This is a genomic window from Streptomyces sp. Xyl84 (assembly GCF_059731885.1).
Window position 1 is genome coordinate 7,110,116 of the sequence record NZ_AP029182.1, and the last position, 23,007, is coordinate 7,133,122.

Consider the following 23,007-nt stretch of genomic DNA (forward strand, 5'->3'; position numbering starts at 1 on the left):
GAACTTACATCAGATCCCACTGACTGAACAGGGATTGCACAATATGCATCTGATGTACGTTCATGGTTGCATCCGAGCGTCACACATCGAGGAGGCCGCACCGTGCGGGAAGAAGAGGCCCACTATGACATCGCCGTCATCGGCGGCGGACTCGCGGGAACGTGCGCGGCCGTCGCCGCCGCCCGGCTCGGGCGCCGCGTCGCCCTGGTCCACAACCGGCCCGTCCTGGGCGGGAACGCCAGCAGCGAAGTGCGCGTATGGGTGTGCGGGGCCACCGCGCACGGGGTGCACCGGTGGGCGCGCGAGAGCGGCATCATGGGCGAGCTCTACACCGAGAACCAGTACCGCAACCCCGAAGGCAACCCGTACTACTGGGACCAGGTCGTCCTCGACGCGGTCCTCGCCGAACCGCTCCTCGACCTGTACCTGAACACCGACGTCCGCGAGGTCGACGCCAGCGGCCCACATGATGCACGCGAGGTGCACTCATGCACCGGCTGGATGATGGGATCGGAACGCCGCATCACCTTCCACGCGCGCCAGTTCCTCGACTGCACCGGCGACGGCCTGCTCGGCCATCTCGCGGGCGCCCGCCACCGCACCGGCCGCGAGGCACGCTCTGAGCACGACGAGCCCTGGGCCCCCGAAGAGGCCGACGACGCTCTGCTCGGCTCGACGATCCTCTTCCACACCAAGGACACGGGCCGCCCGGTCAAGTTCGTACCGCCCGCCCACGCCAAGGACCTGTCGGCCACGCCGATCCTGCGCAACCGCGTCCTGCGCACCGGCGACAACGGCTGCGACTACTGGTGGATCGAATGGGGCGGCGAGCTCGACACCGTCCACGACAACGAGCGCATCCGCGACGAACTCCAGGCCGTCATCATGGGCATCTGGGACCACATCAAGAACTCGGGCGAGTTCCCCGACGCCGCGAACCTCACCCTGGAATGGGTCGGCAGCATCCCCGGCAAGCGCGAGTACCGGCGCTTCGTCGGCGACTACGTCCTGACCCAGCAGGACATCCTTCAGCAGCGGCCGTTCGAGGACCGGGTCGCCTTCGGCGGCTGGTCCGTGGACCTCCACCCCGTCCAGGGCATGTACGCCGACGAGCCCGGCGCCCGCCAGCGCTACGCAGACGGCGTCTTCCACATCCCGCTGCGCTGTCTGTACTCGGCGAACGTCACCAACCTGCTGTTCGCCGGCCGCAACATCTCCGCCACCCACATCGCCTTCGGCGCCACCCGCGTGATGGCGACCTGCGCCACGCTCGGCGAGGCCGCCGGGACCGCCGCCGCGCTCTGCGTCACCGAAGGCCTGACCCCGCGAGAGCTGGCGCACAAGCACCCCGAGAAGGTACGCCGCACACTCCTCAAGCAGGACGCCTCGGTCATCGGCATACGCGACGACGACCCCGCCGACCTCGCCCGCGCAGCCCGCGTCAGCGCCTCCTCCCACCTGAACCGCCTCGCCGCCGAGCCGACACCAGCCGCGCCCGGCGAGCCGTACCCGCTCACCCGCGACCTCGCGCTCCTCCTGCCGGTGGACCCCGCACTCGACACGGTTGACCTGCTCGTCCACGGCGCCCTCGACGGCTGCCGGGACCTCGCGGTGGAACTGTGGGGCACAGGGCGCCCCGAGAACGCCGTCCCGGTCGACCACCTGTCCACCACCACCGTCACCGTCCCGCCGGGCGGCCCCCACTGGGTCACCGCCCGCCTCGACCACCGCCCGGACACCCCCGGCAACGCCGTCCTGATCGTCCGCGCCTGCCCCGAGACCGCGCTGGTCCTGCTCCCCGAACGCGTCGACGGCGTCCTCGCCCTGCGCCGCAAGGCCGATGGTGACGCGGCCGTCGACCATGACATCCCCGAGGAGGAGGGTCAGCTGGTCCTGGAATGGCAGGCCCGCGGGCTGCGCCGCCACACGTTCTGCTTCCGGACCGCCCCCGACACCCGCGCCTTCACCCCCGAACGGGCCGTCGGTGGTTTCCAACGCCCCTACGCAGGCCCCCAGATGTGGTCCTCACAGCCGCTGACCGACCCCGAGCGGGCCGACGAATGGTTGCGCCTGGACTGGGACCACGAGCGGCAACTGGCCGAAGTACGCGTGGTGTTCGACGACGACGTCGACGAGTACCTCAACAACCTGCACCGCCACCGCACCCCGTTCGAGGTCATGCCGGAACTCGTCCGCGACTACCGCATCCAGGCCCTCGGACCCGACGGCACCTGGCACACCCTGCTGACCGTGACCGGCAACCGCCGCCGCCACCGCATCCACCGCCCGGACACCCCGGTGCGCACGAGCGCCCTGCGGCTGAGGGTGGACGCGACGCACGGCGCCCGGCACGCCCACGTCGTCGCGTTGAAGGCGTACGGGGAGTAAGAGCTGCGAACAAAAGTGGGCCCCGGCGGCCGGCGCCCGGCACGCGCCCTCGCCGTGTTGCCGGAAGGCCCTGGTAGCTCCGCTACAAGGACCTTCCGGCGCCTTGCGATCGCACGCACCGGACACCGCCCGCTGATCGGAACCCACTTTTGTTCGCAGCTCTAAGCCCCCTACCCGGCCGACCACTCCGCTGAGGGGCCGGCCGGGCCGGTTCACATGGCGCCCAGCGCCTGGCTGACGACGTCCGCGGCCTCGATCACCTCACGCGCCAGCGCCGTCCGCGCCTCGGGAACCCCCCGCGCGTCCTGCCCGCCGAGCACGGACGTAGGCCCCCACAGCGAGATCGCGGCGACCACCTCGCCCGACGCGTCGCGCACCGGCGCGGCAAGCGAGGCCCGGCCCAGCGCCCGCTCCTCGGCCTCGACGGCGTACCCGCTCCGGCGCACGGCCGCGAGTTCCTCGTCGAGCAGGTCGTGGCTGACGGTGGTGAACTCCGTGTGCGCCTCGAGCGGTTCGGTCAGCAGCTTGCGCCGCTCCTTGGGAGACAGCCCGGACAGCAGGCACTTGCCGATCCCCGTGGCGTGCAGCGGCGCGGTGTGTCCGGCCTGCGTGTACGACTTCGGGGCACGCGCCCCCTCGAAATTGCACAGGAACATCAGCACGTCCCCGCGGCGCACGGCGACATTCGCGCCGAGCCCCGTCCGCGCGGCCAGCTCCTGCAGCACCGTGCGCGCCGCGCGGTGGACCGGATGCCGGTTGACGGCGGTCGCGGCGAGCGGCAGCGTGCCGAGGCTCAGCCGGTACAGACTGCTCACCGGATCCCGCTCGACCATGTCGAGCCGCTCCAGGGTGGACAGCAGCCGGGACGCCGTGGAGGAACCCAGCCCGGTCAGTTCGGCGACGTCGGACACCCGCAGCTCGGCCCGCCCCGAATCCAGCGCGCGCAGCACCGCGACGGCTCGTTCCACACTCTGGTTCGTCCCCGCGTCGGTCGCCCGAGTAACCATGCCGCTCCTCTGTCTGCATGCGACTTGCACACTCTGCATCACCCTATCGCGACCGCGCGGTGAGGGGTCGTCCTTGGACCGCTACAGCGGGCGATCAGCACTGGACGGGCCCGGGGCATGTCCTTGGCGGTGGTGCTGGGCGGACTCGGCCCCGCCGCGGTGATGGCCGGCTTCCGGGGCCGCTACGGGCTCGCCGCCCACCTGGTCAACGAACTCGTCGAAGCTGCCGGCGAGAAGCAACTGACCAGGACCATCGCCCGCCACGGTCGCTTGACCTCCAAGGGCACGATGGGTTCTTGGCACGATGGGATTTTCCAAGCAGCCGTCGAGCGCGGCGCTCACACCTGGATGCGGTGGAGCGACGACGCCCTGGGCCCGGGCCCCGATGAGCGCGAGCCGGACCGGCCGGGTGGACGGAACCCCGTGATCATCCCTTGCAGATCTCCGAACCGGAAGTGCCTGCGAGGCCAGTGGCACCGATCGTGCCGCCGCACCGTTCCTTGTCTTCCCCGGCGTATGTGCGGTCTACGTGCGGTCGGCCATATGTCCTTGTCCAGCTCGCACCCACGGCACAGCTCGACCCAGCCATGTCCGGTCGAGCTCAGCGCTCGCGGTCCCTCGTCCCCGCAAGCCGGGCAGCTGGGCAGATCGGCGCCGTCCAGAAGCGAGTTCTGTCACCGGACGTACTCGGACAGTCGCAGCGATGGTTGGCGAAACGGGTCTTCGGACCATGTGCGTTCCGGGCTCTCCCACCAACTCCGCAGCCACCACGGCCGAGGGTTCGGCACAGCCCGCTGCCCGGCCTGCTTTCCGCCCGACGCTGCACGGCATACTCCTCTGCCCGCACGAGCCACGGCACCCGCGCCTCGTGCAGTTCCTCCACCGCCCGCGCCAGCGCGTTCGGTGCCGCCTCCAGCCGTCGCGGGATCCGGCGCTGAGCGTGAGGTGGTGGTATGTCGCCCGGAGGCCGTGAGGAGCGAAAACAGTGAGGCATGTGCGCAGTGCGCTGTGCCGCTGGTGGAGGGGCAGCCGGGCGTCGTGCACGCGCGCCCGGTGGGTCAGGAAACTGGTCACTGCGCGAGCTCCAGATCAGTGCCCGGGCCAAGACGGCCATGACGGCGGCGGCGTGTGTCGGCAGGTGTTGTTCGGCCCAGGTTCCGGCAAGGCTGTGGAAGTCCCGGGGGTCCGTCTCGGCACCGGTGACGAGCGCGCGCACCTGGTCCACCGGCAATTCGATTACCGGGCTTCCGTCCTTCGCATCGGCGCCGAGAGCCAGCCGGACGTTGTCGCCGACACGCTCGGCCGCTGAGGACGGGTCGTGGCCGAAGTAGCAGCCGGTGCCGTCGAGCACCTCCAGCCAGTCCCGCCACGTCTCCAGGCCGTTGCAGCAGCCCGGCTCGACGAAGACGGTGTCGGTGGCTAGGTCAGTCACCCGGAACCCGCCGGCGGCGAACAGGTCGGGCATGGTGAGCAGCCCGTGCAGGAATGTGCCGAGCGGGTCGGTCGGGCACGGCCCCTGTTGCTCCCCCGGCTCGAAGTTGTTGCAGTCAGCGACCCACCGGCCAGTTCAGTGAGGTGGAGGCGTACCTGAACAACCGACCCGGTGTTTCCGGCGTCCACCCGGCGCGTGAGGAGCCGGTTGCGAAGAGTTCACCGCCGTCCCGGGCGGGCCGGAGGGTCTTTCTGACAGCCCGGAAACCGTCTCCTCACGTTCCGGCAAGACGGCGGCGCGACGCTGGCACCATGACCGACACCATCTCCGGCACGCCGTCCGAAGCCACTTCCCCGACCCTCTTCGAGCAGCTAGGAGGAGAGGACGCCGTAGGGGCCGTCGTCGACATCTTCTATGGCAAAGTACTCAGCGATCCCGACCTTCAGCCGTACTTCACCGGAGTGGACCTGGACCGTCTCAAGCAGCACCAGCGGCGCTTCATCGGCCAGGCCCTCGGCGCCACCCGCCCCTACTCCGGCCGTTCCATGCGCAAGGCCCACGCACACCTGGCCATCACGGACGACGCCTTCGGCAAGGTCGTCGACCACCTCGCAGGCGCGCTCACGGAGGCCGGGGTGGACGAGGCGACCATCGGCACGATCGCCCAGGCCCTGCTGCCGCTCAAGGCGGACATCATCACCGCCTGACGCTCGCTACAGACAGACAGACAGCCGCGCCGCTGGCCCGAAGTGCTGCTGGAGCAGTAGAAGCTGCCGACTGGCGGCACTTGCTGCAGAACCTGACGGCCACGGTGGAGGAGACCTGCCGTCAGCACCGCGACCGCCTGCGCAGACGTGCCGAGGAAGAGAAGGGGGCCGAGGTGCCGGAGCCGCCCCCGATGCTGTCACCGCCCGCGGAACTGCCACGCACCCACGTTCTTTTCCCGGTGGTCCGCGGGCGGCGGATCAGGCTGCGGTGAAGCCGCCGTCCGCGGCGAGTACGGTGCCCGTGACGAAGGAGGATCGCGGGGAGGCCAGGAAGCACAGGACTTCCGCGATCTCACGGGGCTGTGCCACCCTGCCCAGGGGGTGGGCGTCCGCGAAGGACGCGAGATAGGCGCGGCTGTCGGGGCGGAAGGTGTCGAGGAAGTCGGTTTCGACGACGCCTGCGGCGACGAGGTTCGCGCGGATGCCCAGGGGGCCGCCCTCCAGGGCCAGCACTTTGGTCAGCTGGGCGAGCGCACCCTTCGACGCGCTGTAGGCGACCCCTTCGGGCAGTCCGACGGTGGACGCGTAGGAGCCGGTGCTGACGATGGCGCCGCCCCCGCGTTCCTCCATGGCGCGGAAGGCTTCGCGGGCGAAGAAGAAGGCGCCGCGGGCGTTGACGTTCATCACGCTGTCCCAGTCCTGTGCGGTGGTGTGCGTGACGGGCTTGTTCAGGGTGCGTCCGGCGTTGTTGACCAGGATGTCGAGACCGCCGAAGGCGTCGACGGCGGCCCCTACCGCGCGGGTGGCGGTCTCTTCGACGGTGACATCGCCGGTCACGGTCACAATCCCGGGAAACTCCTCGGTCAGCGAGGCCAGTTCGGGGCGCATGTCGAGGGCGACGACGTGTGCGCCGCGGGCAAGGAGGAGAGCCACGGTCTCCTTGCCGATGCCGCGTGCGGCGCCGGTGACGAGAGCTGCCTTTCCAGCGAACTCGGCAGCTGCGACGGCTTCGACGGACAGGGTTGTGGAGGTCATGCGGGTACTCCCTGACGGGGTGGTGGCCGGGTGTCGGTGCCCGGCGGCGGATGGCTTCGTGGTAGGGTCGAGGGCCCCTGCGTCAGTGGTTCCGGCTGTCGCCCCGGTGCCGGACGAGCAGGGCGACGCCCAGACCGGCGAGTACGGCGGCGACGATGACGGCAGTGCCAGGGGTGTAGCCCGCCAGAGGGCCGGAGCGGTCTGCCTGCTGTTCGGCTTCGACGACTGCGGTGACGAGGGCGAGGACGACAGCACCGCCGATCTGCATGAAGGTGTTGAGCAAGGCTCCCGCCAGCCCCTGGTCCCGGTCGGGCACCCCGGCCACCGCGCTCATGTTCAGCGCGGGGAACGTCGCGGCGGTGCCGATACCGTTGACGACCATGACGGGCAGGATCACGGTGAGGAAGGAACTGTCCGGCCCGATCCGGAAGAACAGCGTGTAGGACAGTGCGAGGAGCAGCATCCCGGCGGCGATCATCCTGTGCACGCCGAACCGGGCGGCGAGCCGGCCCGCGAACGGCGCCAGCGCACCGTTGGCGAGGCCCAGCGGGACAAAGGCACCGGCCGTCTGCAACGGCGTCCAGTCCAGCACGTTCTGCAGATAGAGCGTGGCGAGGAACGCGAAGGACGTGTAGGCACCCCACATCGCGAAGATCGTCAGGTTGGTGCGCGCGGTCGCACGCCGAGTGAGGAAGGACAACGGGACCAACGGCCTGCGTGAACGGGACTCGACGCGGAGGAACAGGGCGAGCAAGCAGGCGGCGGCGGAGAAGAGGACGAGAGTGCGGGCCGACAGCCAGCCGTGCGCCGGAGCCTGCGTGAGGGCGTAGACCAGGAGCATCAGAGCTCCAGTGGCCGTCAGCGCACCGGGAACGTCGATCTTCTCGCGGGTGCTGTCCCGGCGGTCCGCCGGGAGCAGGCGCAGCCCTGCGAGCAGTGCCGCCACGGCGATGGGCACCGGGAGCGCGAAGACGAGCCGCCAGGACAGTTCGGTCAGTACCCCGCCGAGGACGAGCCCTCCGATGAAGCCGCAGGCGCCGGCGGTGGCGTACCACCCGAGAGCACGTCCACGCCGCGGGCCCTCCGGCCAGTTGGTGGTGATCAAGGAGAGGGCCGCCGGGGCCAGGAAGCCCGCTGCGATGCCCTTCACCAGCCGCGCCGCGATCAGCAGGCCACCGGTCGGAGCGAGCGCTCCCAGCACACTCACCACGCCGAAGACGGCGACCGAGGCCAGGAAGGCGCGGCGTCGGCCGGACAGATCGGCGACCCGGCCGCCCAGGAGGAGGAATCCGCCGTAGCCGAGGGCGTAGGCGGACACGACCCACTGCAGGGAACCCGATGACATGCCAAGGTCACGCTGGATCGCGGGCAGGGCCACGCCCACATCGGACAGGTCGATGGCGTCCATGAAATGAGCCGCGCACAACACCAGCAGGGCCAGAGTGCCGGGTGACGGGGAAACCCCCGCAAGGGGTTCGGTTCCGACGGCGCCGATGGTGCTTTCGCCGGTCTGCTTCACTGCTCTGCCTTCTTCCGGGGACGGTTGAGCGGGACAGGGCCCGCACTGGGGCGGATCCCGTGTCCGCGGGCGTATCCGTGAGTACGAGGAGCGGGGACGCTGCCGTGCTCCCTCATGAGGGTTTCTCCGTCCGGTCCTCGCGGTAGAGCACAAGGTGTTCGTGGTGGAGCACGCCGTCGCGGATGTCGCCCGTGGCGGTGAATCCGGTGTCGTCGACGTAGTCGAGGTGGTCGCCGGTCACCGTGTACCGGCCGGTGTACGCGCTGCGCCGGTCTCCCCGGGCCTCGTCGTAGCGGCCGTCCGGCAGCAGCTCCTGGCGGATGTGGCCGTCCGCGGTCACCCACATGCCGACCACGTCGGCGTTCCCACGGTCCCGGTCGCTGCGCACGTCGCCTGTCATCGGGTTCCCTTCGTCGGTGAGTGTCAGCTGCGGTGCCCGACCGAGTCTGCGCAGCTCAGCGAAGGGCTACCAGGACCTTCTCTGCCTGGGTGCGGCACACCCAGGAAGCGTGCGCGGGCACCGTCTAGCCTGGGATCCATGGACGACAACCACCTCGGGCAGTTCCTCCGCGCGCGCCGTGGCCGCCTGCGGCCAGAGGATGTCAACATGGCCAGTCACGGCGTGCGCAGAGTCGCCGGACTGCGCCGCGAGGAGGTCGCCGTCCTGGCCGGAGTCAACGCCGACTACTACACCCGGCTGGAGCAGGGGCGCGAGCGCCATCCGTCGCCGCAAGTGCTGGATGCTCTCAGCCGCGCGCTCCTGCTCGACACGGACGCCCGCGCCCACCTGCACCGCCTGGCAGGGGTGTCACCGGACGGCCAAGGCTCCCTCCATGCCACCGAACGGGTCAGTCCCGCGCTGCGCCAGCTGATGGACGGCTATGCCCACACCCCCGCATTCGTCATGAACCGCACCCTCGACCTCCTGGCCGCCAACGCCCTGGCCGACGCCCTCTACGCCCCCTTCACCCCCGCGGACAACCTGGCCCGCATGACCTTCCTCGACCCGGCCGGGCGGGACTTCTACAGAGACTGGGACCGGGCCGCCCAGGCCACCGTCGCCAACCTGCGCCAGGCGAGCGGCTTCGACCCCGAGCACCCGCGTCTGCGTCACCTCGTGGACACCCTGACCGAGCACAGTGCGCAATTCCGGCGGTTGTGGGCGCAGCACACCGTGCGCGGCAAAACCCAGGACGCCAAGCAACTTCTCCACCCGGACGTCGGCCCTCTCTCCCTCACCTACCAGTCCTTCGACGTCCGCGACGCGCCGGGCCAGCAACTCGTCATCTACCACGCCGACCCGGGCAGCCCCTCCGCCCAGGCACTGGCCCTCCTCGGTACCCTGCACGCCAGCGGGAAGCGGACCCCGTCCGGTTCGGCCGGACAGTGAGCCCCGCGCGCACCGCTCGTCTGGGCAATTTGCGGCATTTAGGGGTTGATGCGGCTTTTTCTGCATGTAAGCGAAATCGGCTGGGTCAGAGCCCCCACCCTGAGGACCTGGAGACGATTCAGCCCTGACGCAAACTGGTTCCAGAGGGCCGCGCGGGGTCGGCTCAACCAGTCACCGACAAAGGGCCGGTATGGCCGGTGTCGGGAGCCTCGCATTCATGGAACGCGCCGAACGGGTGCACGGCATCGTCCCGGCGATGTCGTCCACTCCCGCACGATGTCATCCGCTCCTGAGAGCTTCGGCACGTCGCTGGTGTCAGCCGGTCCGTAGACCGTCGAGAAGAACGGTCAGCACGGAGTGGTGACCGTGTGCGGGCTCGGGCTCAAGTCCCAGCACACATCCCTGTACCGCTGGGGCGCCGGTCAGCCGCAGCACTTCCTGCCAGGCCAGATCCCGGCGAAGACGTCCCTGGTCCTGGGCGCGCTCGATGACCCTCCGGGCGAGGCCGAGGAGCTCGTGGCGCTGCTCGGCGACAACGGGACCGCCGTGCTGGTCCAGGGAGCCGGACAGTCCCGCGTTCTGCGCGGTGCGCAGGGCCAGGCCAGTGAACAGCAACGAGAAGCCCTCCCAGGCGTCATCGCAGTCCAGGGCCTGGTGCGCGGTCTCGATGAGTTCGGTGAGGATGTCGCTCAGCACCGCCGCCATGAGCTGGTCGCGTTCGGGGTAGCGCCGGTAGACGGTGCCCACACCGACGCCGGCCTCCCGGGCGATCTCGTGGTAGCTCACGTCCAGCCCGTGGGAGGCGACGGCACGACGCGCGGCCGCGAGCACCAGCCTGGCATTGCGCTGGGCGTCGGCGCGCACCGGCATCGCCGTCCCCTGGGTGGCCGCGGGCCGCTCCGTTTTCATCACTCCATCCTATCCATAAGTGGACAGCATCTGTCCGCCTCGCCTACTCTGAAGAAACGGACAACATTGGTCCGTTTGTATTGCTGGGAGAGGGGTCAAGCATGGGGTCCCGCGTGTGGCTGGTCACCGGCGCGTCCGGCGGGTTGGGCCAGGCCCTGGTCAGTGAGGTTCTGAGTGCAGGTGAACGAGTGATCGCGGTCACGCGCGACGATGAGCCGCTGCAACCGCTGACCGCCGCCTTTCCCGGGCGTCTGCGCACCGTGCGCATGGACATCACCGACGCCGGTGCGCTGCGTGCGGTACTGGATGATGCGATCACCAGGTTCGGCCGCCTCGACGTCGTCGTCAACAACGCCGGCTACGCGCTGGCGGGCCCCTTCGAGGAACTGGACGACACGGAGCTGCGCGCCCAGTTCGAAGTGAACTTCTTCGCCGCCGCCGATGTCCTGCGAGCCGCTCTGCCCCACCTGCGCGCGGCGAAAGCGGGCCGTGTGCTGCAGATCAGCTCGCTGGCAGGGCAGACCGGTGCCCCGGGGATGAGCGCCTACACGGCCAGCAAGCATGCCCTCGAAGGTCTGAGCGTCTCACTGGCCGCCGAGCTGACCCCGCTGGGCATCCGGACGACGATCGTGGAGCCCGGAGCAGCCCGCACCGGCTTCCGCGCCAACTGGGCGAGCCGGCTGTCCAGCAGTGCCGCCTTCCCCGATTACCTCCCCGTGCACGAAGCGCTGGCGCGCTCCGCCGGCGCCGCGGGAGGCCAGGTCGGCGACCCCGCCCGCATGGCCCAGGCCCTCGTCGCCCTCGCCGATCTGCCGAGCCCCCCGCTGCGCCTTCCTCTCGGCAGCGACGCCCTCGCCGGCATCGAGAACGCCCGCAGCGACCAACTCCAAGAGCTACGCCGGTTCGCGGCCCTGAGTGCTTCCACCGACCACACAAAGGCGATCTGACATGTCCGAGCACCGCACCACCAGCCGTTTCGCCGTCGTCACCGGCGGCAGCGAAGGCCTTGGCCTGGCCATCGCCGGTGCCCTCGCCCGCGACGGGGCGGACCTGATTCTTGTCGCCCGCAACCGCGACAAGCTCGAGACCGCCGCCAAGGAACTCGGCCGCCACGGCACCGTCGTGCACACAGTGCCCGCGGACCTCTCCGCGCCCGATGCCCCCGCCCGGATCGCCGAGCACGTCGGAAACCTGACCGACCGGGTCGACACCCTCGTCAACAACGTCGGCACCGCACACTTCGCCTCCCTCGCCGACACCACGATCGACGAGATGAACACCATGTGGCACCTCAACGTCCAGGTGCCGCTGCTGCTGAGCCGGCAACTCCTGCCCGCCCTCCTGAACGCTCGGGGAAACATCATCAACATCAGCAGCTACTGGGCCCGCAAAATGGTCGCCGGCCGTCATTCGGCCGCCTACTCCGCCACCCGCGGAGCGCTCAACTCCATGACCCGGGCGCTGGCCAGTGAACTCGGCCCCCAAGGAGTCCGTGTCAATGCCATCGCTCCCGGCGCCGTCCGCACTCCCAAGTACGAGCACTCCTACCTCGCCCCCATGACCACGGAGCAGCGCACCGCCCACGACGAGCACATCGAGCACTCCTATCCCCTGGGACGCCTGGGCACTGCCGAGGACGTCGCCACCGCGGCCGCCTACCTGGCCACCGCCCAGTGGACCACCGGCGCCATCCTCGCCGTCGACGGCGGCCTCACCATCCGCTGACTTCTGCAGGGTTCCTCGAAACTGTGTCAATCCGACGATCGTGTCTTGCTTGTCGAGTGGTCCTCACCACCGTCTACGCCCACGGTGAGACCGAATCCGACCAGGCCCAGCGGTTCCTGCGCCGCGTGAGGCCCGGTCACGCCCCGCTGCGGGGCACCGCGGTGGATCTGGTCGACGTGACCGCCACCACGAGCGCCACCGTTTCCGCCGCCGGCGGGAAGACGATCACCGGGAGCGGGTGGAGGGGTTCCCGCTGGTGGGCGGGGAGACGGGGAGCGCGCAATATGGAGCCAGGGCTTGGGAGGCACGGGTGCATCGGGTCTCGCTGTGGGTGACCTGCGTCTGAGGCTCGGCCTCGAAGAGCCCCGCGGCTGGCCAGGCGCGTCAGCCTCGTCCGAGCGGCACCAAACAGGAGTTACCGCCTGATGACGCCTTCGGAATCTCACATGTGGCGGGTGGCGCTCTGCGCCACGTGCCATGATCGAGGGGCTCGGGGCGATGGCGCACAGGTGAGTCCACGACGGGGAGGGCACGCGGTGGAGGGCCAGCTTCTGGGAGGCCGTTACCGATTGGTCCGGCAGCTCGGCGAGGGCGGCATGGGCGAGGTCTGGGAGGCGCGGGACGAGACGCTGGACCGGCAGGTCGCTGTCAAAGTGATCTCCCTTCTCGCCGGAGGGGAAAGCCGTGGGGATGAGGCCCGCGCCCGTTTCCTGCGCGAAGCACGGATCACCGCCCGGCTCCAGCATCCGTACATCGTGTCCGTCCACGATCTCGGCGAGAGCGATACGCAGAGAGGCACCGTGCCCTTTCTGGTCATGGAGTTGGTGCGGGGCGAAGGGCTCGACGTCAAGCTCCGCGAAGGCTCCGTCGACCTGGCCGAGGCGGCCCGGTGGGGCGCTCAGATATGTGACGCATTGGGTGACGCGCACGCTCACGGCATCATGCACCGGGACATCAAGCCGTCCAACATCCTCGTCACACCTTCGGGAACGGTGAAGGTCCTCGACTTCGGTGTCGCACGCGCCGCCGATTCCTACGCGACTGCTGACCGGCTGACCCAGACCGGATTCATCGTGGGCACGCCCCCGTACATGGCGCCGGAGCAGGCGCGCGGCCACCCGGAACCGAGGAGCGATCTGTACGCTCTGGGCTGCCTGCTCTTCGAGCTGGTCACCGGCAGGCTGCCGTTCCAGGCACCGGACACCGTCGGCTATCTGACGGCGCATCTGAGCCAGCAGCCACCCGCGCCCAGTTCCGTGGCCGCGGGTGTGCCAGAGGTCTGGGACGCTGTCCTGCTCAGACTTTTGCGCAAGGATCCCACAGAACGGTACGCGAGTGCCGCCGACGCCGCCCAGGCCCTGCGGAGGCTTGCGGACGCGACCGAGCCCGTGCCGGCGGCCACCGCACCGCTGACAGGGGCTTGGCTGTCGTCGCCCACCGGCGGCCCCTCTCCCCGGAAGCCCGGTGCGCCGCGGTCCTGGATCGCGATCGCGGCCTGGTTCCTCATCACGCTGGTGGCCACCACGGTGACCGCGGCCAATATCGACGGAGCCCATGACGGTCGCGACGTAGCCAGCGGCGTCGGCGCGGTCGCCATCGCCACTGTGGGGCTGATCGTATGGTTCGCCGTGCAGGCAAGACCCCGTTGGCAGGCACGCGTGGCCCTGCCGCTCCGGGTTCTCTCGTCGGCGCTCCTCTTCTGCGCCTACGCCATGGTGGTCGCGTCGGCCGCCGCGGCCGACAGCATCGACTGGGGCTACTGGCTGCTCCCTGGCGGGATCTCCACGCTGACGCTGGCGAGCCTCCTGGCAATGGCCGCGGCCCTCACTTCCCGGACGGAACGCCGGACGCGCGGAATCGGCTACGCCCTCGCCGGCGTCAACGCCGCCGCGGTATTGGGATCATTCACGCAGCTGGTCTCGGGAAGTCGGGTCTGGTTTCAGTACGTCGGTTTCGTCCAGCCGCAATGGGTCCCCCTCGCCATAGGCGTGTCGGCCATCGCGCTGTACTGCACGCGCGAGATCACAACGCGCCGGGCGGGTTCCGCATCGGGGTCTGGAAGAACACCGCCGAGCACGACGCCGAGAACTGGCTCTCCACGCTCATCTCGCTGATCGTCACGTGCCGTCGCAATGTGCCGGACGGCCCAGTTGCGCACCTCTGCCAAGGGCCCTGGGCGACAGTGACCGAGGGGGAGTGCGAGCCGGACCGAACCTGATCTGAGGTGCTCAACTCGCCCATTGGAAGGCTCAGTCACAGCCGGGCGGTGATACCAAGGTCTGACCGGGTCCGCCGACAGGGGTACAACCAAGTAATCCTGGAGCCGGACGTGTTGTGGAGAACCAGGGCCTAGCTTCGGCTGCATGATCCCCAGACATCGCAGCGCCGCTGTGGCAGGTCTGCTCACCCTGGCCCTGTCCGCGCCGCTTTTGAGTGCCACACCGGCCGGCTCCGTCAACGCCGCGCAGATTGCGCCCCAAGACCCGTACGGCAGCGGGTTAGAACTACCGTCCCCCACCGGTCCGTACCCCGTGGGCCGCCGCGTTCTGCACTTGGTCGACCGGAACCGCACCGACCCATGGGTGCCTACGGCCGGCAACCGGGAGCTGATGGTGACGGTGTCCTACCCAGCACGCTCGGCGAGTGGACTGCCGGCGCCATACATGACCGACGAGGAGGCGCAGCTCCTCTTGGAGGCGAGAGGACTGGACGGCGTCGTGCCCCACGAAACGGTTGCCGGGGCGCGTACCCACGCGCACCTGGGTACGCGCCCCGCAGCTGGGCATTTCCCCCTGGTGTTGCTCTCTCCGGGCTTCTCGATGCCGCGCACCACACTCACCTCGATCGCCGACGATCTCGCGAGTCGCGGCTACGTCGTCGCCTCGGTGGACCACGCGTACGAATCCGTCGGCACCGCCTTCCCCGGGGGCCGGATGCTGACCTGTGCGGCCTGTGAACAGGTCGACACTCCGCAGGAGCAGGCCGCCGTCGTGCGCGGCCGGGCCAGGGACATGCTCTTTGTGATCAGCGAGTTGACCGATGGCAGACGGGCCGGTGCACTGTCCCATGTGATCGACCCGAACCGGATCGGAATCGGAGGGCATTCGATCGGGGGCGCAACCGCGGCGGCAACCATGGCCGCCGACCGTCGTGTGCGGGCAGGGGTCGACCTGGACGGTGACTTCTTTCTGCACCCGGCTGCGGCAAGACTCGACGGGCGCCCTTTCATGATGCTCGGCGCCGAGTCCACCCACAGCCCCAGCAGCCCGACAACCGACTGGCTTGAGGCGTGGAAACACCTGAACGGATGGAAACGCTGGCTGACCGTGGCAGGCGCTGAACACTTCTCCTTCACGGACCTGCCGTATCTGGCCGGGCAGTTGGGTCTGACGGACCCTGCCGTACCGCTGTCCGGAGAACGCGGGTGGCGCATAACCCGCGACTATGTGTCAGCCTTCTTCGACCTTCACCTGCGGGGTATGTCGCAGCCGCTCCTCGATGGCCCCAAGGCCAGGCACCCCGAGGTCGCATTCCAGCAGCCGTGACCTGGCGCCCGATGACGGTGCCGGCGACAGCGTAGGTCAGCCGGGTTGATCGCCCCGCCGATCGCCGAGGTCCAGTCCACCTCGCCCCGGGCCACGACGCCACAGGCCGGCCTCGGTCCATACCGTGAAGCGGCGATGCGCGGTGGCGGTCGACGTGCCGAACATTGGCGGCAGATGCCGCCAGGCGCAGCCGCTGGGGAGCACATACACCACTGCCGTGAACACGGCCCGCTCGTCACATGGAGAGGTCCCACCACCTTGCGGACGAGCAGCGAACGACGGCAGCAACGGGGCAACATCAAGTCACGTGAGACGACCTCTACGCCTTGATGGGTGCGGCCGACCTGGCGGCCTGCTCGATCTTCGCGCAGTAGGCTGCACGGGTTTCCTCGTCGATCTGCTTCTCGTGTCCGGCGCGCAGCCCGGTCCGGCCGTCGAGGCCCTCGCGCAGGATACCGGCGTGCCCGGCATGCCGGACGGACTCGCCGAGGACATGGACCATGACGGCGAACAGGTTCGTGTCGGCATAAGGCTCCGGCCACCACGGCACGCGGCCGGGGGCGTCGAGGGGAAGCTCGTTGATCGTCGCGTCCGAGTGTTCCCACGTGCGCCGGTAGAATCCGATGATCTGATCGCGGGTCTCGTCCTCGGTCGCCCACAGATCGCTGCCGTTGGAGTCCTGCCACCGGGGCAGCGGTTCCGGGGAAGGGCGGTCGAAGACCTCGCCGAAGTACCTGGCCTCGACGCTGGCCACGTGTTTGACGAGGCCGAGGAGGTTGGTCCTCCGACCGTCGGCGGATGCGTTGCCGTGCCCAGAGCGCCGAGACCGTGGGCACGATCGCGGGGCGTTCATCGCGGCCGGAGGCTCAGGAACCAGCCACGTTTGCGGGCGCGGTCCAGCCGGTAGCTCGGATCCACTCGGCCAGGTCCAGGGTGGCCGGCTCGATCGAGCGTGCCGCGGGGTCCGAAGGGTGTTCCGCGGCCTTCGCGAACTCGCGGAACATCGCCTTGTCGAGGTCGTTGGGAAGCGCGCTCAGCGGGAGGACCTCGTACCGTGCCGGGAGCCCGGCGTGCGCGCCGAACGCCGCGGCGATCTGGGGGCCCGTCAGCTCGTCGCCCACGAGCTCGACAGCTCGGCTGGGCCCCTCCGCGGTGCCGAGCAGGAGCGCGGCGGCGACCCGGCCGATGTCCCTGACCGAGATCATCTTCAGGGCGACGTCCTCCGGCAGCGGCAGCCTCAGCACGATCTCCCCATGCTCCAGGCTCGGTGCAATCACGCTCGCGAAGTTCTCCATGAAGGCGGTCGCGCGAACCATCGTGGCCCGGAGGCCGGACTTCCTCAGGTGCTCCTCGATCGAGTGCTTCGAGTCGTGGTGCGGCACACCCGACTTCCGGTCCGCTCCGAAGACCGAGTTGAACACGACGTGCGGGACGCCCGCCTCGACCGCCGCGTCGACGAGCGCGGTACCGATACGGATCTCCGCCTCGACCTCTTCGAGGCTGTTCGCCTCCGGGGTCATGAAGTAGAACCCCTCGACCGTCGCCAGCGCGGCGGCCAGCGACGCCGGGTCGTCGGCCCGGATGGCCGCCAGCTCGACGCCGCGGGCGGCCAGCGCCTGAGCCCGGTCGGACTGCGGGTTGCGGACCAGAGCCCGCACCCGCGCCTTGTGGTCCAGCAGCGCGTCGACCACCGCCCCTCCCTGTTGCCCCGTCGCGCCGAAGACTGCGATCGTGCCGGTCGTCTGTGCGCTCATCGCTGCCACCCCTCACTAGTTCACGACATGAACGAAACTAGTTCACGGCATGAACCTCGTCAAGGTGCGGGTGTGGCGGGACCTCACGGTGTGTTGGGTTGGTTCGAGGTGGGCGAAGAGAGGTCCGAGGTGTCCACGATGGCGGTGGCCACGCGCTCGAAGTCGCGCTGGTCGTCGGCGTCGAGGTTCCTCGCGATCTCGGGCAGGCGCTTGGCGACCTCGGCGTAAACGGCCTCGCCGAGCACCTTCCCCGTGGGCGTCGCACTGAGCATGACAACCCGTCGGTCCTGCGCCGAGGTTGCCCGGCCGACCAAATCGCGCCGCGCGGTGCGATCGACCAGCTGGCTCAATGCGTTCTTGGTCATACCCAACGACGCGGCGAGGTCAGCCATCTGCCGCGGCTCGTTCCTGACTGCGCAGAGCAGCGTGGCCTGCGAGGGGGTCAGGTCGAATTCGGCGCAGATCTGCGCGTACTTGCGTTGAATCACAACCGAGAGCCAGAAGAGCTTGTCGCCATAGTCCACGCCGACCTCCCGGTCCGATTACGAACGACCAGCCTACTCGTCGCGGGCCGGCAGCCTGCACTGGGCGGCCTTCTGAACTCGGTCATTGGTATTCGTCCCGCAATGTGGGTGATGACCGTCAGCCCGACGCGTCCATCAGGGCGGTGACATTGGCATCCAGTCGCTCCTCCACGGCTCGTGTCGTCAGCTCGGTCCTCCCGGCCTCCCGCCACGTCTGCGACACCGACCGCACTTCTTCCGAGGCGGCCAGCGCGTCCCGCACCCGCCAGTACAGCCGCTCGCGCCCGCCCGCCGCCAGCACACCGCCGGCCTCCTCGTACGCCTCAGGGAATCGCAGACCCCAAGCCGGTCCGTGCAGCAGTGCCAGATTGACGGAGCAGTGCGCCACATCCAGATCGGCCGGGCCCCTGGCGGCTGCGGCCCAGTCGATGGCGCCGGTGATCCGGCCACCTTCCGAGTTCCGAGGCGGCACGTCGGACAACACGTTGCCGGGCTGAAAGTCACGGTGCAGGAAGCACCCTTCATAAGGCGGCGCGGGCCTGCGGATCACCTCGATCGCCGCGGCCCATACCGCCGCATCGGCACCCTTGGGAACAACGACGGTGTCGGCGGTCATCGACGTCTCGTGTTCACGGGGCCGCTCAGCGGGACGCACCGCGTGGATCGCCACGAGCTGACGGCCAGCAGGTGCACGCGCGCCTGCACTCCCTCATCTCGCACTGCGCGCCGGTCGGATCAATCGCGAGCAGTGAGGGAGCCAACGCGCCGGTCTCCGCGAGCGCGGTCGGAGCGCTGACCTTCCTCATCCCGCATCACTGACCGGCGCGGTGATGCCGAGCCAGGTCTACCTCCACTCGGCGGCAGGTGTGGACCGGCCGCTCGACGCACGGCAGACGGCCGCGGTGAACCAGGCGCTGGCCGGATCCGGCGCGCACGTCCAGACCTACGGCGCCTACGTGGAGACCCGGCGCGCGCACGCCGCCGAGCAGACGAACAACGCCGCGGTTGCGCGCGCCTCCTGCGCCCTGCGCGATGCCGACAGGACCGAGACCCTGACCAAGGCCCGGGAGGCCTCTCTGGCCGCCGACGAGCACCTGGTCGCACAAGCCGGACGCCTGCTCGGCATCTGACCCGCAGCGCCACGGCGAAGGGGCGGCGTCAATTCCGGTAATTCATCGAACTACGGGCAGGGCGGCGGACAAGGAACAGGAATCGTGGTGGAGTGGCGGACCGGCGAGTGGACCTTTGTTCCGGCCGGCCTGACCCACCGTCTATCGGCGCGCGGCTTCGCACGGGGTGCTGACCGTACGGTGGCCGCCCCTCGACGCGGGACTGCGTGACTTCCCCTCCGGATGCTTTGGCCTGCCCATGCTCGCGACTGTGTTCCGCGCCACGGACTGGCACTACGAAGGCACCGTCCGTCAGCACATCCAGAAGGTCGCACAGGGAGGAGATCACGGACACATCCCCGGCTCCTACGCCGCGGTACTCCTGGAGGACTCACAGCGACTGCTGGACTGCCCGCTGCCCGCCACCACCATCACCACGCTGTGGTGCGCCGCGACCAACCGCTGGCACACCACCGACGACTTCGACCGCGACGGGCGGCCCTGGCTCGAGCAGATCGCACGGCAGTGCCGCGCCTATCTGGCCGACGTCGACCCCGTCTACACACCGGTCGTGGCACCAGGCCGCACTGGTCTGGCCGAGCCAGTGATGCGGGAGATCCATGAGATCGCTCCGCTCTTTGCGGGCAGGGTCATAGGGGGCGGACCCACCCCCGACCAGGACGCGGTGACAGCTCTGCAGGCAGCGGCAACCTCCGCCGACCCCGACCTGGCTTTCCGCCGGCTCCTGGCCACTCTGGGCACGTATGGCGTGCCGGTCGACCCGGCCCGGCTCGCCCGCTACCAAGCCCTCGGACGACAGTTCGGCTACAGCGAGAACCACGTCGACGACGGGCTCATCCCCTGCTTTCCGTGACTTTATGTGCTGGCCGGGACGACGCCGGTTCTGGTCCACAACCCGAGCGGTTGCCCGAGCGGAACCATGGTGCTCGGCATCGGCGAGCACTCGGAGGCTCTGGCCAAGGAGATCAAGGGGGGATACACCTTCAACGATGACGCCTACGCGGAGGGGATCGGCCGGAGCAACGGAAAGCCGATCGCTCTGTGGATGGCCGAGGTCTCGAATGTCCTGCGCAACAACGGCATGGTGGCGGTCAGTGTCAAGAGCTTCGACGGGGAAACCCCAACCGAGCAGTATGCGAGCGCGTACAAGGCCTGGCGCTCCGGCGACCGGGCCGCCACCCAATGGGAAATGGGCCAGATCGGACTTCGGATCCAGTTGGAGAATTTCGAGTGGCGCAACATCACATTCTACAGTGAAGAGGGCAAAGTCGTGAACATCCCCGGACCCGACTGGGACATGCTGAACAGTGGGAGCTGAGGTGACGCCGGCGGCCACCGGCCCCGAGCTGTTCCGATCGGACAGATACTTCAAGGTCTGGCAGTACACCGTCGGCCATCGCAGGCTCCTCCTCCGCAGTAGCAGGGACAGGCCGCCGCAGACGCGCATCGACGTCCACTTCGCCAACGTCGACCTCATGGTCCTCCGCCCCGGCTACAACGGCTTGGCCATCCGCCGGGCCGACGACGAGGAATGCCGGACCGTCGGCCTCGACTACGGGGTGGATGTCCTTCCGGGCCGCCTGTTCGCCCTGGGCGACGGCCTGAGAAGCTTCGTCGTCTCCGCACCTCCGCAGTGGCACGAGGACGAGGGAGAGATGGACGATCCCTCATGGTTCGGCCAGATGCGAGGAACACGCTGAAGTGCTCGGTAGGCCCCCTCGCGAAGGGGCCTACCGACGGCTGACAGCAAGCTCCTCAACAGGCGGCTCCCTGGACACCCATAGAACGGCGCTCCCCCACGACCGTTGCGTGAGGGAGCGTCGCCGTCTCCGCCCGCTGGAGCCGGCATGCGGTGTTCACCCAGACCGCGACGGCGCTGCCCTTCACGTCGTCGGAGAGCGTCTGGAGACGGTTGTCGAGCAGGTGCTCCTCGTAGGTCACCCCCGCCCCCTTCGTCTCGTGCCCCAGCCATTAGAGCCAGCTCTCCTGCCTGATGGGCTCGGGCATTCGATGCCGGCCGCCGGGCTGAGGCCGGCTCTCGGGCGCACAAGGAGGCGAGAGGTCAGGCGGCTAGGGTGAGTTCGGCGCGGCCGCACAGGAGGGCGTAGCCGGAGGGGAGCTGGTGCAGGAAGCGGGTGAGCAGGCCGGGGCCGGCCAAGGCGGCGACACACATCCCACCGCCGACAACTGTCCGTGCGGGCGTTGTCCTGTCATGCGGCCGTGGGGGTGATGCGGTTGTGGATGCGGCCGGGAGCTGCCGGAGGTTCCGGCGCAGACCGCGGGGGTGGCCCAGGCGGCGTTCCCGCAGGGCAGTCTGGCGATGCGGGTGCGGGACCGGCTCGCGGAGGTCTTCGCGGACGAGCCGTTCACGGAGGCGTTCGGGGCGCGCGCGGACGCCCACTCCAAGAACGCCGCCGCAGAGCCCAGACCGCCCAGAACACCGCGGACCAGGCCAAGGGAGACGCCATGGAGGACTGCCGCACGCAGCCCATCCGCCAAGTACGCCGCCGACGCCCGCACCACGTTGGCGCGAATTGCCAACGGTGCGCCCAGCGTGACCAAAAGGATGGTGAGCCGGCCAGCTGGCAGGCGCTGGTCTTGGGGGCGGCGGCCGGCGGTCCCGTTCCCGCGCCGTGGTCTGGCCGAACCCGCCCTGGCCACCGAATCCGACCTGTCGGATCTGGCGCTGCCGCACCTCATCCCGCCCGCACCCGCCGCGCTGCGTCTCTCAGTCCTGGCCCCTCATGCCACGCCGGTCGGCCACCGGATCAGACTGCTTCCGAATCCGGGACGGATGATCGATTGGCGGGGCCCTGACTGGGGTAGGCCGGAAGCCGGGTGTCTTCCCACCGTGGGAGACCCCGCAACTCACCCAGGCCGGCACCCCCGGCGAGATCGAAGGACGCGGTATGGCCAGCGGCACTGTGAAGTGGTTCAACTCCGAGAAGGGCTTCGGTTTCATCGCCCAGGACGGTGGCGGACCGGACATCTTCGCCCACTACTCGAACATTTCCGGCAACGGGTACCGCGAGCTGGTCGAGGGCGAGAAGGTCACGTTCGACGTCACCCAGGGACAGAAGGGCCCCCAGGCCGAGAACATCGTCCGCGGCTGACGTCCTCCGGCTCTCAGGAAGAGGTCCGTTTCACGAACATCGAGCACCTTCAGGCTGACATGTGGCAGCCGCCCCTGAGGAGCCCGCGAGCCCCGGAACGACATGGTCCGGGGCTCGCTCGCGCCTCCGCGGGGGAGCGGACGTTCGAACGTGCCGGTTCACAAGCGCACCAGCGCTCGCCGCCCCGCTGCGCATGCGCCAATTGCGTGCGTACCGCGGCGCCCATTTTCTTAAGGGCGTCTCTGCTGACCGCGGGCAGAAAGCAGGGGAACGTGCCCCCGTGCTTGCTGCGTGCCGAGCGGGTGCGGAACCTGAATCCCCGGAACGTGAACCCCAGGAACGTGAACGACGTGTGCTCGTAGGAGCGTTTGCGGTTCGCGTCCTTGCAGTAGACGGTCCGGGGCTTGGCCGGGTGCAACCGCAGCCCGACTGCCTCCATCCTGTTGTTGCCGATCGCCTCGACCAGCATCCTGGCCCGGCGCTCGCTGACGCAGTGCACAGCCGCGTCGTCCACGTACCGTTCGAACTGGTCGCCCGGGAACTCCCGGGCCATCCGAGCTTCGAACGCGTAGTGGAGGAACAGGTTCGCCAGGACGGGCGAGACCGGCGCCGCCCCCTGCTGAGGGACCGTCCGTCGACCCACCTGCCCGGCGGCGCCGACGCATTGACGAAGTGCGGCGCGGTGGGTTGATATTGAAAGGAACATGATCAGAGGTACCGGTGCCGGTCGAGAGGCGGTCGCGGATGACTCGGACAACGTGTCCCGTCGGCAACCGCCTTACTCGTAGTCACACTTCGAGACGAGCCCCCGCACTTTCCCGCACCCTGG

23 protein-coding genes and 3 pseudogenes are annotated in these 23,007 nt (G+C 69.4%); 13 read left to right on the forward strand and 13 right to left on the reverse strand.

The genetic code is table 11. From position 1 onward, the window contains the following. Window positions 1-102: 102 nt before the first annotated feature. The gene (locus tag AC6I72_RS31010) at window positions 103-2,388 is read left to right on the forward strand and encodes an FAD-dependent oxidoreductase (RefSeq protein ID WP_498004443.1); all 2,286 of its coding nucleotides are present in this window, start codon (window positions 103-105) and stop codon (window positions 2,386-2,388) included. 212 nt (window positions 2,389-2,600) lie between these two features. Here the strand turns inward: AC6I72_RS31010 and AC6I72_RS31015 are convergent, their stop codons facing one another. Continuing rightward, window positions 2,601-3,395 (reverse strand): IclR family transcriptional regulator, encoded by a 795-nt coding sequence (locus AC6I72_RS31015; protein ID WP_498004444.1) that lies wholly within the window; start codon window positions 3,393-3,395, stop codon window positions 2,601-2,603. 135 nt (window positions 3,396-3,530) lie between these two features. Here AC6I72_RS31015 and AC6I72_RS31020 point away from each other — a divergent pair. After that, window positions 3,531-3,668 (forward strand): annotated as a pseudogene (locus AC6I72_RS31020) (IS21-like element helper ATPase IstB); the annotation flags it as partial. A 328-nt stretch (window positions 3,669-3,996) separates the two neighbouring features. Here AC6I72_RS31020 and AC6I72_RS31025 read toward each other — a convergent pair. Further along, on the reverse strand, window positions 3,997-4,860 hold the full coding sequence (locus AC6I72_RS31025) for a hypothetical protein (RefSeq protein WP_498004882.1): 864 nt from the start codon (window positions 4,858-4,860) through the stop codon (window positions 3,997-3,999). Window positions 4,861-5,138: 278 nt separating this feature from the next. Between AC6I72_RS31025 and AC6I72_RS31030 the strand changes: the two genes are divergently transcribed. Next, complete coding sequence (locus AC6I72_RS31030; RefSeq protein ID WP_498004445.1) at window positions 5,139-5,534, forward strand: group I truncated hemoglobin; 396 nt, start codon at window positions 5,139-5,141, stop codon at window positions 5,532-5,534. 258 nt (window positions 5,535-5,792) lie between these two features. Here the strand turns inward: AC6I72_RS31030 and AC6I72_RS31035 are convergent, their stop codons facing one another. The 3 genes from AC6I72_RS31035 to AC6I72_RS31045 all read right to left on the reverse strand — a co-directional run bounded on the left by AC6I72_RS31035 (window position 5,793) and on the right by AC6I72_RS31045 (window position 8,488). Further along, window positions 5,793-6,569 (reverse strand): SDR family NAD(P)-dependent oxidoreductase, encoded by a 777-nt coding sequence (locus AC6I72_RS31035; RefSeq protein ID WP_498004446.1) that lies wholly within the window; start codon window positions 6,567-6,569, stop codon window positions 5,793-5,795. Between the two features lie 82 nt (window positions 6,570-6,651). Continuing rightward, window positions 6,652-8,088 carry an MFS transporter gene (locus tag AC6I72_RS31040; protein ID WP_498004447.1) on the reverse strand — a complete coding sequence of 479 codons (1,437 nt, stop codon included), beginning with the start codon at window positions 8,086-8,088 and terminating at the stop codon, window positions 6,652-6,654. A 112-nt stretch (window positions 8,089-8,200) separates the two neighbouring features. Next, entirely contained in the window at window positions 8,201-8,488 is a 288-nt protein-coding gene (locus tag AC6I72_RS31045) for an Atu4866 domain-containing protein (RefSeq protein ID WP_498004448.1), read from the reverse strand. A gap of 138 nt (window positions 8,489-8,626) precedes the next feature. On the opposite strand from AC6I72_RS31045, the gene AC6I72_RS31050 reads away from it, so the two are divergent. Then, a complete protein-coding gene (locus tag AC6I72_RS31050) occupies window positions 8,627-9,478 on the forward strand; it encodes a helix-turn-helix transcriptional regulator (RefSeq protein ID WP_498004450.1) in 852 nt (283 codons plus the stop codon). 315 nt (window positions 9,479-9,793) lie between these two features. Here AC6I72_RS31050 and AC6I72_RS31055 read toward each other — a convergent pair whose 3' ends face one another. Continuing rightward, on the reverse strand, window positions 9,794-10,387 hold the full coding sequence (locus AC6I72_RS31055) for a TetR/AcrR family transcriptional regulator (protein WP_498004451.1): 594 nt from the start codon (window positions 10,385-10,387) through the stop codon (window positions 9,794-9,796). Window positions 10,388-10,488: 101 nt separating this feature from the next. On the opposite strand from AC6I72_RS31055, the gene AC6I72_RS31060 reads away from it, so the two are divergent. From AC6I72_RS31060 to AC6I72_RS31075, 4 genes are all read left to right on the forward strand, one after another. Next, entirely contained in the window at window positions 10,489-11,334 is an 846-nt protein-coding gene (locus AC6I72_RS31060) for an SDR family oxidoreductase (protein ID WP_498004452.1), read from the forward strand. A 1-nt stretch (window position 11,335) separates the two neighbouring features. Continuing rightward, entirely contained in the window at window positions 11,336-12,112 is a 777-nt protein-coding gene (locus AC6I72_RS31065; protein ID WP_498004453.1) for an SDR family NAD(P)-dependent oxidoreductase, read from the forward strand. Window positions 12,113-12,648: 536 nt separating this feature from the next. Then, entirely contained in the window at window positions 12,649-14,226 is a 1,578-nt protein-coding gene (locus AC6I72_RS31070; RefSeq protein WP_498004454.1) for a serine/threonine-protein kinase, read from the forward strand. A 249-nt stretch (window positions 14,227-14,475) separates the two neighbouring features. Further along, a complete protein-coding gene (locus AC6I72_RS31075; protein ID WP_498004455.1) occupies window positions 14,476-15,657 on the forward strand; it encodes an alpha/beta hydrolase family protein in 1,182 nt (393 codons plus the stop codon). A gap of 36 nt (window positions 15,658-15,693) precedes the next feature. On the opposite strand, the gene AC6I72_RS31080 is transcribed toward AC6I72_RS31075, so the two are convergent. The 5 genes and pseudogenes from AC6I72_RS31080 to AC6I72_RS31100 form a co-directional block, all read right to left on the reverse strand. After that, the gene (locus AC6I72_RS31080; RefSeq protein WP_498004456.1) at window positions 15,694-15,945 is read right to left on the reverse strand and encodes a transposase; all 252 of its coding nucleotides are present in this window, start codon (window positions 15,943-15,945) and stop codon (window positions 15,694-15,696) included. 31 nt (window positions 15,946-15,976) lie between these two features. Further along, window positions 15,977-16,438 (reverse strand): annotated as a pseudogene (locus tag AC6I72_RS31085) (DinB family protein); the annotation flags it as partial. Between the two features lie 85 nt (window positions 16,439-16,523). Continuing rightward, on the reverse strand, window positions 16,524-17,411 hold the full coding sequence (locus AC6I72_RS31090; RefSeq protein ID WP_498004457.1) for an NmrA/HSCARG family protein: 888 nt from the start codon (window positions 17,409-17,411) through the stop codon (window positions 16,524-16,526). A gap of 83 nt (window positions 17,412-17,494) precedes the next feature. Beyond that, on the reverse strand, window positions 17,495-17,935 hold the full coding sequence (locus tag AC6I72_RS31095; protein ID WP_498004458.1) for a MarR family winged helix-turn-helix transcriptional regulator: 441 nt from the start codon (window positions 17,933-17,935) through the stop codon (window positions 17,495-17,497). 118 nt (window positions 17,936-18,053) lie between these two features. After that, window positions 18,054-18,738, reverse strand: a pseudogene (locus AC6I72_RS31100) (phosphotransferase); the annotation flags it as partial. A 27-nt stretch (window positions 18,739-18,765) separates the two neighbouring features. Between AC6I72_RS31100 and AC6I72_RS31105 the strand changes: the two are divergent. The 4 genes from AC6I72_RS31105 to AC6I72_RS31120 all read left to right on the forward strand — a co-directional run bounded on the left by AC6I72_RS31105 (window position 18,766) and on the right by AC6I72_RS31120 (window position 20,765). Further along, window positions 18,766-19,065 (forward strand): hypothetical protein, encoded by a 300-nt coding sequence (locus tag AC6I72_RS31105; protein WP_498004459.1) that lies wholly within the window; start codon window positions 18,766-18,768, stop codon window positions 19,063-19,065. Window positions 19,066-19,303: 238 nt separating this feature from the next. Beyond that, complete coding sequence (locus AC6I72_RS31110; RefSeq protein ID WP_498004460.1) at window positions 19,304-19,918, forward strand: hypothetical protein; 615 nt, start codon at window positions 19,304-19,306, stop codon at window positions 19,916-19,918. Window positions 19,919-19,984: 66 nt separating this feature from the next. After that, window positions 19,985-20,383: a hypothetical protein gene (locus AC6I72_RS31115; RefSeq protein ID WP_498004461.1), complete on the forward strand. Its 399-nt coding sequence runs from the start codon at window positions 19,985-19,987 to the stop codon at window positions 20,381-20,383. A 1-nt stretch (window position 20,384) separates the two neighbouring features. After that, the gene (locus AC6I72_RS31120; RefSeq protein ID WP_498004462.1) at window positions 20,385-20,765 is read left to right on the forward strand and encodes a hypothetical protein; all 381 of its coding nucleotides are present in this window, start codon (window positions 20,385-20,387) and stop codon (window positions 20,763-20,765) included. A gap of 55 nt (window positions 20,766-20,820) precedes the next feature. On the opposite strand, the gene AC6I72_RS31125 is transcribed toward AC6I72_RS31120, so the two are convergent. Next, entirely contained in the window at window positions 20,821-21,006 is a 186-nt protein-coding gene (locus tag AC6I72_RS31125; RefSeq protein ID WP_498004463.1) for a hypothetical protein, read from the reverse strand. Window positions 21,007-21,974: 968 nt separating this feature from the next. On the opposite strand from AC6I72_RS31125, the gene AC6I72_RS31130 reads away from it, so the two are divergent. Continuing rightward, window positions 21,975-22,178 (forward strand): cold-shock protein, encoded by a 204-nt coding sequence (locus tag AC6I72_RS31130; RefSeq protein ID WP_498004464.1) that lies wholly within the window; start codon window positions 21,975-21,977, stop codon window positions 22,176-22,178. A 49-nt stretch (window positions 22,179-22,227) separates the two neighbouring features. Here AC6I72_RS31130 and AC6I72_RS31135 read toward each other — a convergent pair whose 3' ends face one another. Then, a complete protein-coding gene (locus tag AC6I72_RS31135; RefSeq protein ID WP_498004465.1) occupies window positions 22,228-22,884 on the reverse strand; it encodes a reverse transcriptase domain-containing protein in 657 nt (218 codons plus the stop codon). Window positions 22,885-23,007: the final 123 nt, after the last annotated feature.

Excerpts from the sequence above, each read along its gene's own strand:
- AC6I72_RS31105 (WP_498004459.1), top strand. The coding sequence starts at position 18,766 with ATGCCGAGCCAGGTCTACCTCCACTCGGCGGCAGGTGTGGACCGGCCG.
- AC6I72_RS31075 (WP_498004455.1), top strand. The coding sequence starts at position 14,476 with ATGATCCCCAGACATCGCAGCGCCGCTGTGGCAGGTCTGCTCACCCTG.
- AC6I72_RS31135 (WP_498004465.1), bottom strand. The coding sequence starts at position 22,884 with ATGTTCCTTTCAATATCAACCCACCGCGCCGCACTTCGTCAATGCGTC.
- AC6I72_RS31065 (WP_498004453.1), top strand. The coding sequence starts at position 11,336 with ATGTCCGAGCACCGCACCACCAGCCGTTTCGCCGTCGTCACCGGCGGC.
- AC6I72_RS31130 (WP_498004464.1), top strand. The coding sequence starts at position 21,975 with ATGGCCAGCGGCACTGTGAAGTGGTTCAACTCCGAGAAGGGCTTCGGT.
- AC6I72_RS31110 (WP_498004460.1), top strand. The coding sequence starts at position 19,304 with ATGCTCGCGACTGTGTTCCGCGCCACGGACTGGCACTACGAAGGCACC.
- AC6I72_RS31115 (WP_498004461.1), top strand. The coding sequence starts at position 19,985 with ATGGTGCTCGGCATCGGCGAGCACTCGGAGGCTCTGGCCAAGGAGATC.
- AC6I72_RS31090 (WP_498004457.1), bottom strand. The coding sequence starts at position 17,411 with ATGAGCGCACAGACGACCGGCACGATCGCAGTCTTCGGCGCGACGGGG.
- AC6I72_RS31025 (WP_498004882.1), bottom strand. The coding sequence starts at position 4,860 with ATGCCCGACCTGTTCGCCGCCGGCGGGTTCCGGGTGACTGACCTAGCC.
- AC6I72_RS31015 (WP_498004444.1), bottom strand. The coding sequence starts at position 3,395 with ATGGTTACTCGGGCGACCGACGCGGGGACGAACCAGAGTGTGGAACGA.
- AC6I72_RS31055 (WP_498004451.1), bottom strand. The coding sequence starts at position 10,387 with ATGAAAACGGAGCGGCCCGCGGCCACCCAGGGGACGGCGATGCCGGTG.
- AC6I72_RS31045 (WP_498004448.1), bottom strand. The coding sequence starts at position 8,488 with ATGACAGGCGACGTGCGCAGCGACCGGGACCGTGGGAACGCCGACGTG.
- AC6I72_RS31030 (WP_498004445.1), top strand. The coding sequence starts at position 5,139 with ATGACCGACACCATCTCCGGCACGCCGTCCGAAGCCACTTCCCCGACC.
- AC6I72_RS31035 (WP_498004446.1), bottom strand. The coding sequence starts at position 6,569 with ATGACCTCCACAACCCTGTCCGTCGAAGCCGTCGCAGCTGCCGAGTTC.
- AC6I72_RS31050 (WP_498004450.1), top strand. The coding sequence starts at position 8,627 with ATGGACGACAACCACCTCGGGCAGTTCCTCCGCGCGCGCCGTGGCCGC.
- AC6I72_RS31060 (WP_498004452.1), top strand. The coding sequence starts at position 10,489 with ATGGGGTCCCGCGTGTGGCTGGTCACCGGCGCGTCCGGCGGGTTGGGC.